The 14,516-nt window shown below is 74.8% G+C and carries 9 protein-coding genes; 5 read left to right on the top strand and 4 right to left on the bottom strand.

Annotated features, from left to right (window positions below; genetic code table 11):
- Nucleotides 1-49: 49 nt before the first annotated feature.
- The 3 genes from ACFVU7_RS15740 to ACFVU7_RS15730 are packed head-to-tail and all read left to right on the top strand — an operon-like array spanning nt 50 to nt 5,593.
- A complete protein-coding gene (locus ACFVU7_RS15740) occupies nt 50-3,304 on the top strand; it encodes a protein kinase (RefSeq protein WP_388045438.1) in 3,255 nt (1,084 codons plus the stop codon).
- Nucleotides 3,305-3,335: 31 nt separating this feature from the next.
- Nucleotides 3,336-4,238, top strand: a complete 903-nt coding sequence (locus tag ACFVU7_RS15735) for a tetratricopeptide repeat protein (protein ID WP_388045436.1) — start codon at nt 3,336-3,338, stop codon at nt 4,236-4,238.
- Entirely contained in the window at nt 4,235-5,593 is a 1,359-nt protein-coding gene (locus tag ACFVU7_RS15730) for a protein kinase (protein ID WP_074002784.1), read from the top strand. Before ACFVU7_RS15735 ends, ACFVU7_RS15730 begins: the two co-directional genes overlap by 4 nt.
- 39 nt (nt 5,594-5,632) lie before the next feature.
- On the opposite strand, the gene ACFVU7_RS15725 is transcribed toward ACFVU7_RS15730, so the two are convergent.
- From ACFVU7_RS15725 to ACFVU7_RS15710, 4 genes are all read right to left on the bottom strand, one after another.
- On the bottom strand, nt 5,633-6,910 hold the full coding sequence (locus ACFVU7_RS15725) for an alpha/beta hydrolase family protein (RefSeq protein WP_388045434.1): 1,278 nt from the start codon (nt 6,908-6,910) through the stop codon (nt 5,633-5,635).
- Between the two features lie 166 nt (nt 6,911-7,076).
- Entirely contained in the window at nt 7,077-8,126 is a 1,050-nt protein-coding gene (locus ACFVU7_RS15720; RefSeq protein WP_388045432.1) for an SGNH/GDSL hydrolase family protein, read from the bottom strand.
- A gap of 229 nt (nt 8,127-8,355) precedes the next feature.
- Complete coding sequence (locus tag ACFVU7_RS15715; RefSeq protein ID WP_388045430.1) at nt 8,356-10,239, bottom strand: sensor histidine kinase; 1,884 nt, start codon at nt 10,237-10,239, stop codon at nt 8,356-8,358.
- Nucleotides 10,229-10,978 carry a response regulator transcription factor gene (locus ACFVU7_RS15710; protein WP_388045428.1) on the bottom strand — a complete coding sequence of 250 codons (750 nt, stop codon included), beginning with the start codon at nt 10,976-10,978 and terminating at the stop codon, nt 10,229-10,231. The genes ACFVU7_RS15715 and ACFVU7_RS15710 overlap by 11 nt, the downstream gene beginning before the upstream one ends.
- Before the next feature lie 142 nt (nt 10,979-11,120).
- On the opposite strand from ACFVU7_RS15710, the gene ACFVU7_RS15705 reads away from it, so the two are divergent.
- Nucleotides 11,121-12,050 (top strand): M20/M25/M40 family metallo-hydrolase, encoded by a 930-nt coding sequence (locus tag ACFVU7_RS15705; protein ID WP_388045426.1) that lies wholly within the window; start codon nt 11,121-11,123, stop codon nt 12,048-12,050.
- A gap of 26 nt (nt 12,051-12,076) precedes the next feature.
- Nucleotides 12,077-13,510 carry a M1 family metallopeptidase gene (locus ACFVU7_RS15700; RefSeq protein ID WP_388045424.1) on the top strand — a complete coding sequence of 478 codons (1,434 nt, stop codon included), beginning with the start codon at nt 12,077-12,079 and terminating at the stop codon, nt 13,508-13,510.
- Nucleotides 13,511-14,516: the final 1,006 nt, after the last annotated feature.

The following is a 14,516-nucleotide window of genomic DNA, read 5'->3' as shown; positions in this document are numbered from 1 at the left end:
GGTGCCCGGACCGGCCGTCGGGGTTCCGGCGCCCTGGACGGTCGGCGAGGTGGTCGCCGACCAGTACCGGGTGCTGCGGGTGCACACCGAGGGCGGCATGGGCGTGGTCTACCGGGTGCGGCACCTGGAGTGGGACGTCGACCTGGCGGTGAAGTGCCCGCGCCCCGAGCTGTTCGGCACGCCGGAGCAGCAGGAGCGGTTCGTCCGCGAGGCCGAGACCTGGGTGTCGCTCGGCCTGCACCCGCACGTCTGCGGCTGCCACTACGTCCGCGTCCTGGACGGGCTGCCGAGGGTCTTCGCCGAGTACCTGCCGGGCGGCAGCCTGCGGGAGTGGATCGACGACCGGCGGCTCTACGCGGGCGGCCCGGCCGAGTCCACGGCCCGCATCCTGCGCCTGGCGGTGGAGACCGCCTGGGGGCTGCGGCACGCGCACGAACGCGGCCTGGTGCACCAGGACGTCAAGCCCGCCAACGTCCTGCTGGACCTGGACGGCACCGCCAAGGTCACCGACTTCGGGCTGGCCCAGGCGCGGGCCACGGGCGGCGGGCGGGTGTCCGGCGGCGGGATGACCATGGCGTACGCCTCGCCGGAGCAGGCCAGGCGCGAACCGCTGGACCACCGCACCGACCTCTACAGCTTCGCGGTCTCGGTGGTGGAGATGTTCACCGGCGAGGTGACCTGGCTGATGGGCCCGGTGGTCGGCGAGGCGCTGGCCTCCTACCGGGCGGGTGGCGGTCGCGGGTTCACGCCCGGCTCGACCTGGCGTCCGGAAGGGGACGGCCCGCCGCCGCTGCCGGAGCCGGTCGCCGAGCTGCTGGCCCGCTGCCTGCGCGAGCGCCCGGCCGACCGGCCCGCCTCGATGGCCGAGGTGGCCGACGAACTCGCCGACATCCACCACCGGTTGACGGGCCGCGCGATCGACCGCGGCGAGCCGCGCGAGGCCGAGCTGCGCGCCGACGAGCTCAACAACCGGGCCGTCTCGATGCTGGACCTGGGCCGCGCGCCGGAGGCCGAAGCCTCCTTCGGCGCGGCCCTCGCCGCCGACCCGCGCCACCCGGAGGCGACCTACAACTCCGGTCTGATGCACTGGCGGCAGGGCGGACTCACCGACGAGGACCTGCTCGCCGCCCTGGACGCGGCCAGGGCGGACGGCGGCGACGCCGCGCGGACGGGGCCGCTGATCGACGCGGTGCAGCGCGAACGCGGCGCCGCCGGCCCCGCCGCCGAGCCGACCACCTGGACCGTGCCCTGGTACGAGTACGAGCGCTGGACGGATTCGCCCTGGGACGGTGGCCGGACCCGGCGGGCGGCACCCGACATCGAGATCCGGCCCACCCCCGACGGCCGGCTCGCGCTCACGGCCTGCGACGGCACCGTCAAGCTCTGGGAGGTGGCCACCGGCCGGTGCCTGCGGGAGCTGGACGAGCTGCGGCACACGGTGGACCTGGACGCCGAGGGGCGGCGGGCCGTGGGCGTCGGCTCCGACGGCCTGGTCCGGCTGTTCGACCTCGGCGACGGCCGCTGCCTACGGGTCTTCACCCCGTACTACCGGTCCGGCAGCACCACCGTCCGCTCGCTGCGGCTGCTTGCCGGGGCGGGCCTGGTGGTCGGCGGCACCAGCGACGGCACGGTCCTGGGCTGGGAGCTGACGACCGGCAGGGCCCGCTTCATCCTGGACGGCTTCTCGGGCGGCACCGTCGAGGCGACCGCGGACGGCCGGCTGCTGGTCTTCGACGGCCCCGAGGGAGTGGTCGCGGTGCGCGATCCAGCTGGCGCCGGTGAACAGACCCCGCTGCTGGAACGCCGCTACGCACACGAACCGTGCTGCCTCAGCCGGGACGGCCGCACCGTGGCCGCCGCCGTCGGCGACCGGCTCCGGGTGCACGGCCCGGGCCCCGACGCGGCGATCGCCGCCGGCCACGGCGCCGGGCACCGCCTCGCCCTGAGCCCCGACGGGCGGCTGCTGGCCGGCGGGGGCCTGGACGGCGCGGTCCGCCTCTGGGAACCGGACACCGGCCGCTGCCTGCGCACCTTCCGCGGGCACCGGGGCCACGTCGACGCCGTGGTGTTCCTGGCCGACGGCAGGCACCTGCTCTCCGCCGGGCGGGACGGCACCGCCCGACGCTGGCCGCTGCCCGAGCCCCACCCGGCCGCGGCCCGGCTCAGCCGCCCCCGGCGGCACGCCGAACTGGACGACCTGAGCAGCCGGCTGGCCGCGCTGGTCGAGCGGGCCGGGCGGGAGCACGCGGCCGGCCGCTGCGCCGCCGCCCTCGACCTGCTGAGCCGGGCCCGGGCCCTGCCCGGCCACGAGCGCGATCCCCGGGTGCTGACCGCCTGGCAGGAGCTGGCCCGTGACCGGCGGGTGACCCGCACCGGACTGCGGGCGGCCTGGCCCGCCCGGGTGCTGTACGACGGCGCCTGGGGCGCGCCGGCCCTGGCGCCGGACGGCCGGACGGTGGCCGTCCGGGTGCCCGGGGGCATCCAGCTGCTCGCTGCGGAGACCGGCGAGCGCGGGCCGCTGATCGAGGGCCTGTCGCGGGTGCACGGCAGGCTCCGCTTCACCGGTGACGGCCGGACGGTGCTGTTCGCGGGCGGCGACGGGACCCTGGGCTCCTGGTCCGCGGCGACCGGTGCCCGCCTCACCTCGGCCCGGCTCGCCCTGGGCGCGGGGACGGCCTGGTTCACCGCGGACGGGCGGTTCGTCCTGGCCCGTGGCGCAGACGACGGGATCCGGCTGTTCGAGACGGCCACCGGCGCCTGCCGCCGGACCCTGGAGGGCGACCACGGCCGGGGGCCCAACCTCTGGGGGCCCGCGCTCTGGCTCTCCCCCCACGGGCGCACCGCCGTCACCGCGGGCCCGAAGCACTCCATCGGGCTCTGGGACGTCCCCACCGGCCGCCGCCTGCGGGAGTTCCACGGCCACACGGCCACCGTGACCGAGCTGCTGGTCGACGCCGACCGCGGACTGCTGCTCTCCGGCTGCGGCCAGGACCGCGCGATCCGGCTCTGGGACCTGCGCACCGGGGCCTGTCTGCGGGTCCTCGACGACCAGCCGGGCGGCACCGGGGCGCTCCGACTGAGCCCGGACGGGCGGTTCGTGCTGTCGCTCGGCGAGGACGACGGCGCGCTGCGGGTCTGGGAGCTCGGCACCGGCCGCTGCCTGCGGGTGCTGGCCGGCCGTCCGGCCGGCTTCTCCGGGGTCGAACCGGGCCCGGACGGCGGCTCGGCGGTGTGCGTCCGCGGTGACGGTTACGTTCAACTCTGGTGCCTGGACTGGGAGCTGGCGGTCCGTCGGCAATCATGACGGGAGCGTCGAGGAGAGAGGGGAGGCCGTCGTGTGGTTCGGCCGTAAGCGCACCAAGAAGGCGTCCGAGAAGGCGTCCGAGAAGGCGTCCGGGAAGGCCGGGAGCGACCTGGCGCCGCTGACCCGGGCGATCATGGAGCTGAGCGGCGACCCGGGGCTGGACAGCCGGGTCGCCCGGCAGGAACGGCAGGCGCGGTCCGGCGATGCCGAGGCCCTGATCCGTCTGGGGGCCCGGCTGCTCGACGAGGGCCGTGACGCCGAGGCCGAGCAGCAGTTCCGCCGCGCCGCCGAGCTCGGCGAACCGCTGGCCATGCACAACCTGTCCGTGGTGCTGGGGAAGGCCGGCCGGGCCGCCGAGGCCGCGTCCTGGCAGCAGCGCGCCGCCGAACTCGACTGCGCTCCCGCCATGGTCGGCGCCGGCTTCCGCGCCGTCGACGAGAACCGCCTGGCCGACGCCGAGCGGTGGTTCCGCGGAGCGGCGGACCAGGGCGAGGACCAGGCCGCGTACATCCTGGGCGTGCTGCTGTCCGAGGCGGGCCGCAGCGCCGAGGCCGAGCGGTGGCTGCGGGCCGCCGCTGACAAGAAGAACGCGGAGGCGATGTACTCGCTGGCGTACCTGGTGCAGGAGGCCGGACGCGAGCCCGAGGCCGAGCTCTGGTACCGGCGGGCCGCCGACGAGGGGCACCCGCAGGCGATGAACAACCTGGGCACCGTCCTGCGCTACAGCGACCGGGTGGCCGAGGCCCAGGAGTGGTTCCGTCGCTCGGCCGAGGCGGGCGAGCCGATGGGCATGCTCAACCTCGGCGAACTGCTGGAGGCCGGCTCGCCCGAGCGGGCCGCCGAGTGGTACCGGCAGGCCGCCCGACTGGGATCGGCGAAGGCGCAGAGGCACCTGACGCGGATGGCGGAGCAGGGCCCGGGGCGGCCCGCATGAGCGAGGCCACGGTCGTCCTGCACCAGGTGGGCGGCCCCGGGACCGGCGACGAGCACGTCTTCACCGAGCGCACCACCTGCCTGCTCGGCCGGGCCGCCGAGTGCATGCCGCGACTGCCGGACGACGAGCGCCACCGCACCGTCTCCCGGCACCACTGCCTGCTCGACATCAACCCGCCCGACATCCGGATCCGCGACTTCGGCAGCCTCAACGGGACGTACGTCAACGGGAGGAAGATCGGCCAGCGCGCCCGGAACCAGAGCCCGGAGGAGGGCGCGGCACTCGACCTCCCCGAGCACGACCTGGCCGACGGCGACGAGATCCGGATCGGCGACACCGTCTTCCGGGTCGGCCGGTCCGCCCCCACCCTGCGCCTGCGACCGGCCCGCTGCGCCGCCTGCGGCCGGGACACGGCGGACGAGGCCGACGGCCGGGACGGCAGCTACGTCTGCGCGACCTGCCGGGCCGAGCCCGGCATGGTGCTGCGGCAACTGCTCGCGCTGGCCCGCCAGGGCGGTGGGGCGGTCGCCTCGCTCGCGGACTACGAGCTGTCGGCCCAGCTCGGCCGCGGCGGGATGGGCACCGTCCACCTGGCCCGCCACCGGGGGACCGGTCGGGAGGTGGCACTGAAACTGATGCTGCCCAAGGTGGCGGCCAGCACCCGGGCGCGGGCCCTGTTCCTGCGCGAGGTCGCCGTCACCCGCACCCTGCACCACCCGAACATCGTCACCCTGCACGAGGTCGGGTTCGCCGGCGGCACCTTCTTCTTCACCCTCGAGTACTGCCGCGGCGGCAGCGTGGAGGACCTGCTGGGCCGACGCGGCGGGCGACTGCCGGCGGACGAGGCAGTACCGCTCGCCCTCCAGGCGCTGGCCGGACTGGCCCACGCCCACGCGGCCGGCGTGGTCCACCGCGACCTCAGCCCGGGCAACCTGCTGCTCGACCACGGGCCGGACGGCCGACCGGTGACGAAGGTGGCGGACTTCGGCCTGGCCAAGGCCTTCGACCAGGCGGGCCTCAGCGGCCTGACCCGCACCGGCACCACGGCCGGCAAGCCCTCCTGCATGCCCCGCCAACAGATCGTCAACTTCCGCTACGCCACCCCGGAGGTCGACGTCTGGGGGCTGGCCGCCTGCCTCTACAGGATGCTGACCGGCCGCTACCCCCGCCCGTTCCCGCCCGGCACCGACCCATGGCAGGTCGTCCTGCAGACCCCGGCCACCCCGCTGCGGGAGGTGGCGCCGCACCTCCCGCGCCGCCTCGCCGAGGTGGTCGACCAGGCCCTGCGGGAGCAGCCGGCGATCGGCTTCCCGGACGCCGCCGCCTTCGCGGCCGCGCTCCGGGAGGCGCTCTGACCGGCCCGCCCCCGACACCCGGGGCGGCCGCCGGGCGCGCTACCGCTCGTAGACCATCTCGGGGAAGCGCGGCGACGGGCCGTCCAGGAGGTGGTCGTCGTGGCCGCGCAGCCAGCGGTCGAAGAACGACGCGACGTACGAGCGGGTGGCCAGCACCGCGCGGTCCGGGGGAACGTCGCCGACGGCGCCGGTCAGGTCCGTCCCGCTGATCGCGCCCTGGCGGGCGAGCTGGGGCAGCAGGGACTGCGCGTCGGTGTAGGAGCCGTGGCGGGAGCCGGTGAGGGTCACGTCGGCGTGCCAGCCGGTGCTGTGCCGCCACAGGGCGTCCCAGCCGGGCTGCCGGTGGTAGCTGCCGGATTCGGGGTCCTGGGTGCCCATGAGCAGGAAGGGCCGGGTGAGGCCGTCCTCGGCGGCGGTGGGCAGGGGCAGTTGGACCCCGGAGCCGTCCGGGTTGGAGAAGTGCAGCTGGCCGTCGAGGTTGACGCCGGCCTTGAGGCGCGGATCGTCGTGCATGGTCTGGAGGGCCGCGGAGCCGCCGCCGGAGTGGCCGACCATGCCGATCCGGTCGAGGTCGAGGGAGGCGGCGAGGCCGGCCGGCAGCCGCTCGTCGTGGCGCAGCCCGTCGAGCCGGTCCAGGACGGAGCGGGTGTCGTCGACCCGGCTCTGCAGCATCCTGCGCAGGAGGGCGCTCATGTCGAGGCCGGGCTGGGCCAGCAGCGCGGGGAAGACGGAGGTGGCGAGGTCCCCGTCGGGGAAGGCGACCTCGGAGGCCTCGTAGGTGTGGTCGACGGTGACGACGACGTAGCCGCGCGAGGCGAGGTCCTCCACCAGGCCGGTGCCCCAGGTGCGCGGGTCGCCGAAGCCCGCCGAGTACAGCACGACGGGCCGCTTGCCACCGGGGAGGGCGGGCGCGTCGGCGCGGGCGTGGGTGCGGATGCCCGCCCAGTCGGTGCGGCCGGGCTCGAACCGGTAGTCGCTCTGGCCGACGCTCCCGGCGCTGCCGAAGTGGTCGGCGGCGGCGGGGACCATGTACGGCGCGCGGTCGTCGCCGGTGGCGGCCCGGGTGGTCGGGTACCAGAGGCTGATCATCAGCTTGCGGTGCTGCCCGGGCTTCCAGGGGTCGTCCCGACGGTCGTCCGTCAGCTGCAGGGACGTCGTGCCGACCGGGTACGGCCCGGTGGGCTGCGGCAGCCAGGCCCTGGCCTGCTGCCCGGCGCCCGGCCCCGGCGCCGCCACCGCGCCCGGCGCGCCGACCACACCCAACGTCACCGTCGCCGCCAGCAGCACCGCCGCCACGGCCCGTCCTCGCCCGCTCATCGTCGCTTCCCCCTCGTTCGGTTTCCGTCGTCGCTTTCGACACGGGCGACGGTACGGGCGAGGCGGGGCGGACGCCGTCATACAGGGGTGCCAAGTCCGCTGTGCTACCCCGGTATGACGGTTTCCGGTGCCACCGGTACGTCCAGCCCCTCGGGTCGAGTGCCCCTTACCGGCCGAGGATCGCCTTGACCTTGTCGGCGACCTGCGTCGCCTGGATGTCGCGGCCCTTCTCATTGGGGTGCAGATACCACGGGAGCGTCGTGTCGCCGAGCTTGACCAGGGAGGGCTCCAGCAGGCCGCCGATGCCCCGGTCGGCGCCGTCGCACGCCGTGTTGCCGCCGGTGTGGGCGTAGAGGTCCACGAAGTCGGCGCCGCCCTCGGCATCGGCGACGGCCTTCTTCATGACGTCGTCCAGCCGCTTCTGGATCTGGTCCAGGACCGGCAGGGCGTCCTGCGGGATGTCGGCGAACGGCAGCTCGGTCTGACCGGGGGCCGCGGTCAGGCACTTGGCGGTGTCCGCGGGCACGAGCCTGGGGTAGCCGACCAGGACGCGCTTCGCGTCGGGGGAGAAGTAGCCGATGCGGTCGAGCAGTTCCTCCAGCTCCCACCCGACTTCCTCGAACTGCCGGTCCAGCCACTGCTTTCCGTCTCCGGACGTGAAGAACTCGCCGCACGTCGCGGCCGGCACGTCCTCGTCCACCGGTGTTCCCGGCAGCAGGACCCCCTCATTGCCGCGGAGCTTGGCGGAACACTGCTTCAGGATGCGGTTGAAGCCCACCGTGTTGCCGCCCAGGCTGCCCACGACCAACTGGGTGTCGGGTTTGAGCGCGTCCTGCTGCGGCGGGACCTCGCCGAGGTTGAAGGGCAGCTCCTGCTTCTCCCAGAAGTGACGGACGAGGGCCCCTCCGCAGGAGACGTCCGACTGGACGTCGAGCGTGACGCCCTTGTCCGCGAGGAGCCGGGTGGCGACGGCGGGGTAGTTCTCCTTCGCCTGGAAGCAGAAGACCTGTGGGCTGTCCTCGTGGTTCAGGGGGGCGATGCCGTAGTTGGCGGTGTAGGAGTCGCCGAAGAAGACGGTCGGTACGGGGACGGCGGACGCCGCGCCGGCGCTGCCCGCCGGACCGGCGAGCGCCAGGCAGCTGCCCAGCGCGGCCGCGGCGGCGACCAGCCGCCGTACCACTGGAGTTCCCGTCGTCTTGCGCGTGGCCGAAGGCATGGCTGTGCCCTTTCATCGGAGCCGAGGTGAAGGAAACGGAACGATCCGTATTCATTCACATGCGGAGCGCGATGGTCCGGTGGATGCCGGCCGCAACCGGGTGTGTTCCCGCATCACCCCCTGGCGTGCGTCCGTCGAGCCTGGTCAACCAGGGGAGGCGCGGTCGACGGGTCCGAAGGCGATCGTCACCCGGACGGCGGAACCCGCCGGCCGCCACCCGGGCGGGGCGTCAGGCGGGGCGGCCGGTGACCTCGGAGACCGTGCCGTTGCCCGTCCCTGACGCCGTGCGGGGGAGGCGTACGGTGAACACCGAGCCGGTGCCGGGGGTGCTGGCCGCGTGGACGTCGCCGCCGTGGAGTTCGGCGAGTTTGCGGACGATGGCGAGGCCGAGGCCGCTGCCGCCGCTCTGGCGGTTGCGGGACTTCTCGGCCCGCCAGAACCGTTCGAAGACCAGCGGCAGGTCCGCCGGGGCGATGCCGTTGCCGGTGTCGGCGACCTCGATGAGCAGGGCGTGGGCCTCCGGCCGGGTCCGCAGGGTGACGGTGCCGCCCGCCGGGGTGTGGCGGACGGCGTTGGCCACCAGGTTGCCGACCATCTGGCGCAGGCGTACCGGGTCGGCGGACAGCTCGTACCGGGCCGTGGCGGTGTCCGTGTCGACGACCAGGGTCACGCCCGACGCCTGCGCCAGGGCGCCGTGCGCGGTGGCGGCCTGGGTGAGCAGGTCCTCGGCGTCCACCGGCTCGCGGTGCAGGGCGAGTTCGCCGGCGTCGGCGGCGGCGAGGTCCCGCAGGTCGTCGATCAGGTGCTGGAGCAGCAGGGCCTCCTCCAGCAGCGAACTCGTCAGGGCGCCGTCGGCGGTGACGACGCCGTCCTCGACGGCCTCCAGCCAGCCGCGGATGTTGCTCAGCGGGGTTCGCAGCTCGTGCGCGATGTCGCCCACCATCGCGCGGCGCAGCTCCTCCAGCTGTTCGCGGCGCTCCGCCATGGCGTTGAAGGCGGCGGCGAGTCCGGCGATCTCGTCCCGGCCGGTCGCGGTCACCCGGGCGGAGAGGTCCCCGTCGGCCATCCGCCGGGCGGCCCGGGTGAGGGCGTTCAGCGGCCGGGAGAGCCGCAGCCCGACCGCCGTGGTGATCGCCACGGTGACGGCCAGCACCAGCGCGGCGACCTCGACGACCCGGCCGCGGTGGGGCGCGGACAGGACGGGGGCCGGCTCCGCCGTGCCGGAGGGCGCGCCGACGAACAGCAGCACGGGCGGAGCCACGTACCGGACGAGCTGCTGGCGACGGGAGTTGGCGAGGCAGGCGGAGACCACCTGGTCCTGCTCCCGGTCGCGGGACGGGGCCCACTGCAGCGACAGGGACAGCTGGACGGGCCGGATCCGCTGGCGCTCCAGGCAGGCGTTGACCAGCCCGGTCAGGTCGGCGAGAGCGGCGCTCTCGGTGCCGGTCGGGGCGTCCAGCACCTGCGGCGACGCGCAGCGCACACCCGAGGCCGCCTGGCCGCCGGGGACGTTCACCACGGGGTGCCCGGCGGCGTCGTCGGTGACGGTCGCCTCGACGCCCAGGGCCGACCGCAGGCAGTCGGCGCGGTCCCGGGCGGCCTCCTCCATGGCGGCGCGCTCGGTGGCCGTCATCCGGAACGGGCCCACGGCGCGGGCGTCGATCCGGTCGGCGGGGGCGTCGGGCAGCATCGCGAGGTCGACCGAGAGCGGGTCGACGGTGGTGGTGGGCGTACGGGGCAGGGCTGTTCGGCCGGCGGCGGGGTCCGGGGCGGCGGTGGCCGAGGGGGCCGCGGCGGGCGTGGCCGCCGCCGAGTCGATGACCGGCTCGAAGCGCGGCGTGGCCAGCAGGATGCGCTGCCCGGTGTCGGCCGCGAGCCTCCGGACGGTCGGCTCCGCGCCCGTCCAGTCGGGGTGGGTCGCGGCGTAGCCGAGCAGTTCGTGGTAGATCCGGACCTGGTCCGCGAGGACCTGGTGCTGCTCCTGCCGGATCGCGCCCGTCGTGGTGCGGGCCGTCAGCCAGGCCGTCGCGGCGATGGAGCAGAGGGAGACCAGGGCGGAGAGGGCGAGCAGCCGGAGCAGCAGCGTCCGGCGGGGAGGGGCGTCACGACGCACCGTGCGGCTCCTCGGCGAGCTTGTAGCCGATGCCGTAGACCGTCAGGAGCCGGGTGGGGCGCCGTGGTTGGGGCTCGATCTTGCGGCGCAGGTTCATCACGTGGGTGTCGACGGTGCGGGTGGTGATGTACCGGTCGATGCCGTGCAGCTGCTCCAGCAGCTGGGCGCGGGTGAAGACCCGGCCGGGCTGGGCGGCCAGCACCTCCAGCAGCCGGAACTCGCCGGGGGTGCAGCTGACGGGCCGTCCGTCGGCGGTGATCTCGTGGCGCACGGGGTCGACGGTCAGGGCCCCGGCGGTCAGCACGCTCGGCGGCGGCGGGGTCGGCGTGGCCGGGGGCGTGGCGGAGTCCAGGGGCGGGGACTGGGGCAGGGGTCGGGAGCCGCGGCGCAGCAGGGCGCGGACCCGGGCGACGAGTTCCCGGGGGCTGTACGGCTTGGTGAGGTAGTCGTCGGCGCCGAGGTCGAGGCCGAGCAGCAGGTCCTCCTCGGCGGTGCGGGCGGTCAGCATCAGCACCGGGACGGCGGATTCGACGCGCAGGGCGCGGCAGACGTCGAGCCCGTCCATGACGGGCATCATCACGTCGAGGACCAGGAGCTGGGTCGGGCCTCGGCGGGCCTCCTCCAGCGCGGAGCGGCCGTCGTGGACGACGACGACGTGATGACCCTCCCGCTCCAGGTACAGCCGGACCAGGTCCGCCTGCTTGGGATCGTCCTCGGCAACCACGACGTGTGCGCACATGACCATGATCGTAAAGCGCCTTCGGAGGGCACCCCCACCGGTTCGGGACGGCCTCCCGACAAGTTCCTGACATCTCCGGACCAGGGTGGGGGAGTCCGCCGGGGCACGTGCCCCGGACCCTGCTGCGAAAGGCGCCCGCCTGATGCCCTCCTCCCGTCCGGTGTCCCTCACCGCCCGCGCCCTCGGGGCGGCCCTGCTGCTCTCCACCGTCCCCGCCGTCGCGGCGACGGCCGCGACCCAGGGGCCGTCCCCCGTCGCGTCCGCCGCCGCGCCCACCGTCACGGCGGCGGAGGTGATGCCGCACCTCCAGGCCCTGCAACGGATCGCGGACCACAACGGCGGCAACCGCGCGCACGGCACCCGGGGGTACGCGGAGTCGGTGGCGTACGTGAAGCGGGCGCTGGACCGGGCCGGCTTCCAGACGCAGCTGCGCCGCTTCTCCCACGACGGCAAGGACGGCTACAACCTGATCGCCGACTGGCCGGGCGGCGACCCGGACCACGTGCTGCTCTCCGGCGCCCACCTGGACAGCGTCCCGATGGGCCCGGGGATCAACGACAACGGCTCCGGCTCGGCGGCCGTCCTGACCACCGCCCTCCAGGTCGCCAAGGCCGGGCTGAAGCCCGAACGGCACCTGCGCTTCGCCTGGTGGGGAGCCGAGGAGGCGGGCCTGGTCGGCTCGGCGGACTACGTCAAGAACCTGTCCGAGGGTGACCGCAAGGCCATCGACCTGTACCTCAACCTCGACCAGGCGGGCAGCAAGAACCTCCAGCAGTACCTCGTGGTGAAGGACGAGAAGAACGGCGGGGCCGCGGCCTTCAAGGCCTTCGAGAACTGGTTCGGCAGCCGGGGCTTCGCCACCTTCGACATCCCGCTGGACAGCTCCGACACCGAGTCGTTCGGGAAGGCCGGCATCCCGACGTCCGGCTTCAGCAGCGGCGTCTCGGACTGCCTCCACAGCGCGTGCGACGACCTCGCCAACGTCGACCCCGCGACGCAGGCGACCAGCACCAACGCGCTGATCGGCGTGGTGTGGCAGTACGCCGCCTCCGCTGCCACGGCCCGACCCTGATTCCCCGTCGTCTCCAGGAGCCACAGATGCGCGCACCACTGAGCCACCACCGCCGCAAGGCCGCCACCCTGGTCGTGGCCGCCACCGCCCTCGGCGTCGCCCTGACCGCCGCCCCCGCGGGAGCGGCCGGCATCGGGGACCCGTACTTCCCCGAGGACGGCAACACCGGCTACGACGTGGCGAACTACGACGTCCGGATCGCCTACGACCCGGCGCACCCCGACCGGTTGGACGGCGACACCACCGTCACCGCCCGGGCCCTGCGCCCCCTCGACCGCCTCTCCCTGGACCTGAAGGGCTTCCAGGTCGCCTCGGTCGCCGTGAACGGCGCCCCGGCCAAGTCGTTCTCCCGTTCCGGCGAGCACAAGCTGGACATCGAGCCCGCCCGCCGGGTGGCCGCCGGCGCCACCTTCGCCGTACGGGTCGTGTACGCGGGCAAGCCCGACCCCGAGGGCTGGCACCAGCTGGTGTCCGGCGGCGTCAACGCGATGGGCGAGCCGCACGGCGCGACCTCCTGGTTCCCGTCCAACGACCACCCGTCCGACAAGGCCACCTTCTCGCTCACCGCGACCGTCCCCGACGGCTGGACGGCCATCGGCAACGGCCGGCCCGGCCCGACCACCGGCAAGGACGGCTCGACGACCTTCCGCTGGCGCGAGGACAAGCCGATGGCGACGTACCTCAGCACCGTCGCCATCGACAGGTTCACCGTCCACCGCTCGGAACTGCCCGACGGGACGCCGGTCATCACCGCCTACGGCCCGGACGTGCCGATCGACGACGTGGCCAAGGCGACGGAGGCCCAGCAGCCGGAGATCATCGCCTTCCTGGCCTCCAGGTTCGGCCCGTACCCGTTCTCCTCCGCGGGCGCCATCGTCCGCAGCTGGACCAAGGAGTCGGGTACCGGCGCGCCGGACCTGGAGACCCAGAGCCGGCCCACCTACACCAACTACTTCTGGGACGCCGCGGCGGTCCACGAGATCTCCCACCAGTGGTTCGGCGACAGCGTCTCGTTCACCGACTGGCGCGACGGCTGCATCGCCGAATGCGTCGCCCAGTACGCCAACCAGCTGTGGGACGAACACCAGGGCAGCGACCTCGACACCGGCTTCTACGCCCCCACCGTCCAGGAGAACCGGAACAAGCCGGAGTTCTGGTCCACCAAGCTGTACGACCCCGGCCAGGGCAAGGAACTCGCCCCGGCCCTCTACTTCAAGGGCTCGCTGATGATGCACGCCCTGCGGCGCACCGTCGGGGACGACGCGTTCTTCGGCACCCTCAAGCGCTGGACCGCCGACCACGCCTACGGCAATGCCTCCTTCCCCCAGTTCGAGGCCCTCGCCGCGAAGGTCTCCGGCAAGGACCTCAAGGGCTTCTTCGACGCCTGGGCCCACGGCACGACGATCCCCCCGCAGCAGTACCTCTACCCGGGCACCCTGGCCCCGCTGGCCGGCCGGTAGGAGCCCGCTGACGACCGTGCCCGCGGAGGGGCTGTCCCGCTCGGGGACGGCCCCTCCCGCGATTTGCGGCAGCCTGCTCCGGGCCGTCGGCGACGCCGAGGCCGGCACCTTCACGAGCATGGCTCCCTCGTTCGTGTGAAGTCGATCGAACACTCCTCTGCGGCCGAACGGAGTAGGGCATACCGCGGGTGACGGCGATGCCGGGTGCGTCAACTCCCGTGCGTGTCCGCGATGTCGTCGCGGGAGAGGGGAGTGGCTCATGGCGGTGCAGGGCGGGCGGGGCGGGCGAGCGGTGTGCGGGGCGTCGGCCGGCCGGTCGCGCCGGATCGCGGGCTGGCGCTCGGTGGCGGTCACCAGCGCGTTGACGCTCGCCGGGGTTTCGCTGGGCCTGCCGGCGCCGGAGGCGGTCGCGGCCTCGGGCCAGCAGAGCTTCACGCGCTCCGGAAGGTTCACCGTGCCCGCGGGCGTCACCCAGGTCACGGCCTACGCGTGGGGTCCGGGCGGGGCGGGCGGGGCCGCCGGCGGCGGTGCCGGTGGCGGAGGGGGAGGGGGCGGAGGGGGTCTGTCCCTCGCCACGAACGACCGGGCCGGCGGCGGTGGGGGCGGAGGAGGTGCCGGAGGTGCCGGTGGGGGCGGCGGCGGAGGGGGAACCGCGGGTTCCTACGTTCAGTGCACGCTCACCGTCCGTCCGGGTTCTGTTCTGAGCATCGGGATGGGGCCGTCGCGGGCGGTCGGTTCTCCCGGGGCGGGCGGGGCGGGCGGGCCGGGCGGCTCGGCCGGCGGACTCCTGGGAAGCGGTGATGCGGGCGGGGCGGGCGCGTCGGGCGGCAGGGTGACCGCTTCCAGTGCGCTCGGGGCCATGGCGACGATCCTCCAAGGGCCGGGAGATTCCCTCTTCTCTCCCAGTGTCCTTGCCGCGTACGGCACCCCGGGGGGCACCGCCGCGGCGGCCGGTGAGGCACACGGCGGTACGGGGGGAGGTTCCGGGCGCGGCGGTAAGCCCGCC

Source organism: Kitasatospora sp. NPDC058046, assembly GCF_042885595.1.
In the GTDB taxonomy this organism is placed as follows: Bacteria; Actinomycetota; Actinomycetes; order Streptomycetales; family Streptomycetaceae; genus Kitasatospora.
This window is presented reverse-complemented; position numbering and strand designations above follow the sequence as displayed.

What these genes read in the sequence shown, in the direction of transcription:
- ACFVU7_RS15700 (WP_388045424.1), top strand. Translation starts at nt 12,077, where the DNA reads ATGCGCGCACCACTGAGCCACCACCGCCGCAAGGCCGCCACCCTGGTC.
- ACFVU7_RS15710 (WP_388045428.1), bottom strand. Translation starts at nt 10,978, where the DNA reads ATGTGCGCACACGTCGTGGTTGCCGAGGACGATCCCAAGCAGGCGGAC.
- ACFVU7_RS15720 (WP_388045432.1), bottom strand. Translation starts at nt 8,126, where the DNA reads ATGCCTTCGGCCACGCGCAAGACGACGGGAACTCCAGTGGTACGGCGG.
- ACFVU7_RS15705 (WP_388045426.1), top strand. Translation starts at nt 11,121, where the DNA reads ATGCCCTCCTCCCGTCCGGTGTCCCTCACCGCCCGCGCCCTCGGGGCG.
- ACFVU7_RS15730 (WP_074002784.1), top strand. Translation starts at nt 4,235, where the DNA reads ATGAGCGAGGCCACGGTCGTCCTGCACCAGGTGGGCGGCCCCGGGACC.
- ACFVU7_RS15725 (WP_388045434.1), bottom strand. Translation starts at nt 6,910, where the DNA reads ATGAGCGGGCGAGGACGGGCCGTGGCGGCGGTGCTGCTGGCGGCGACG.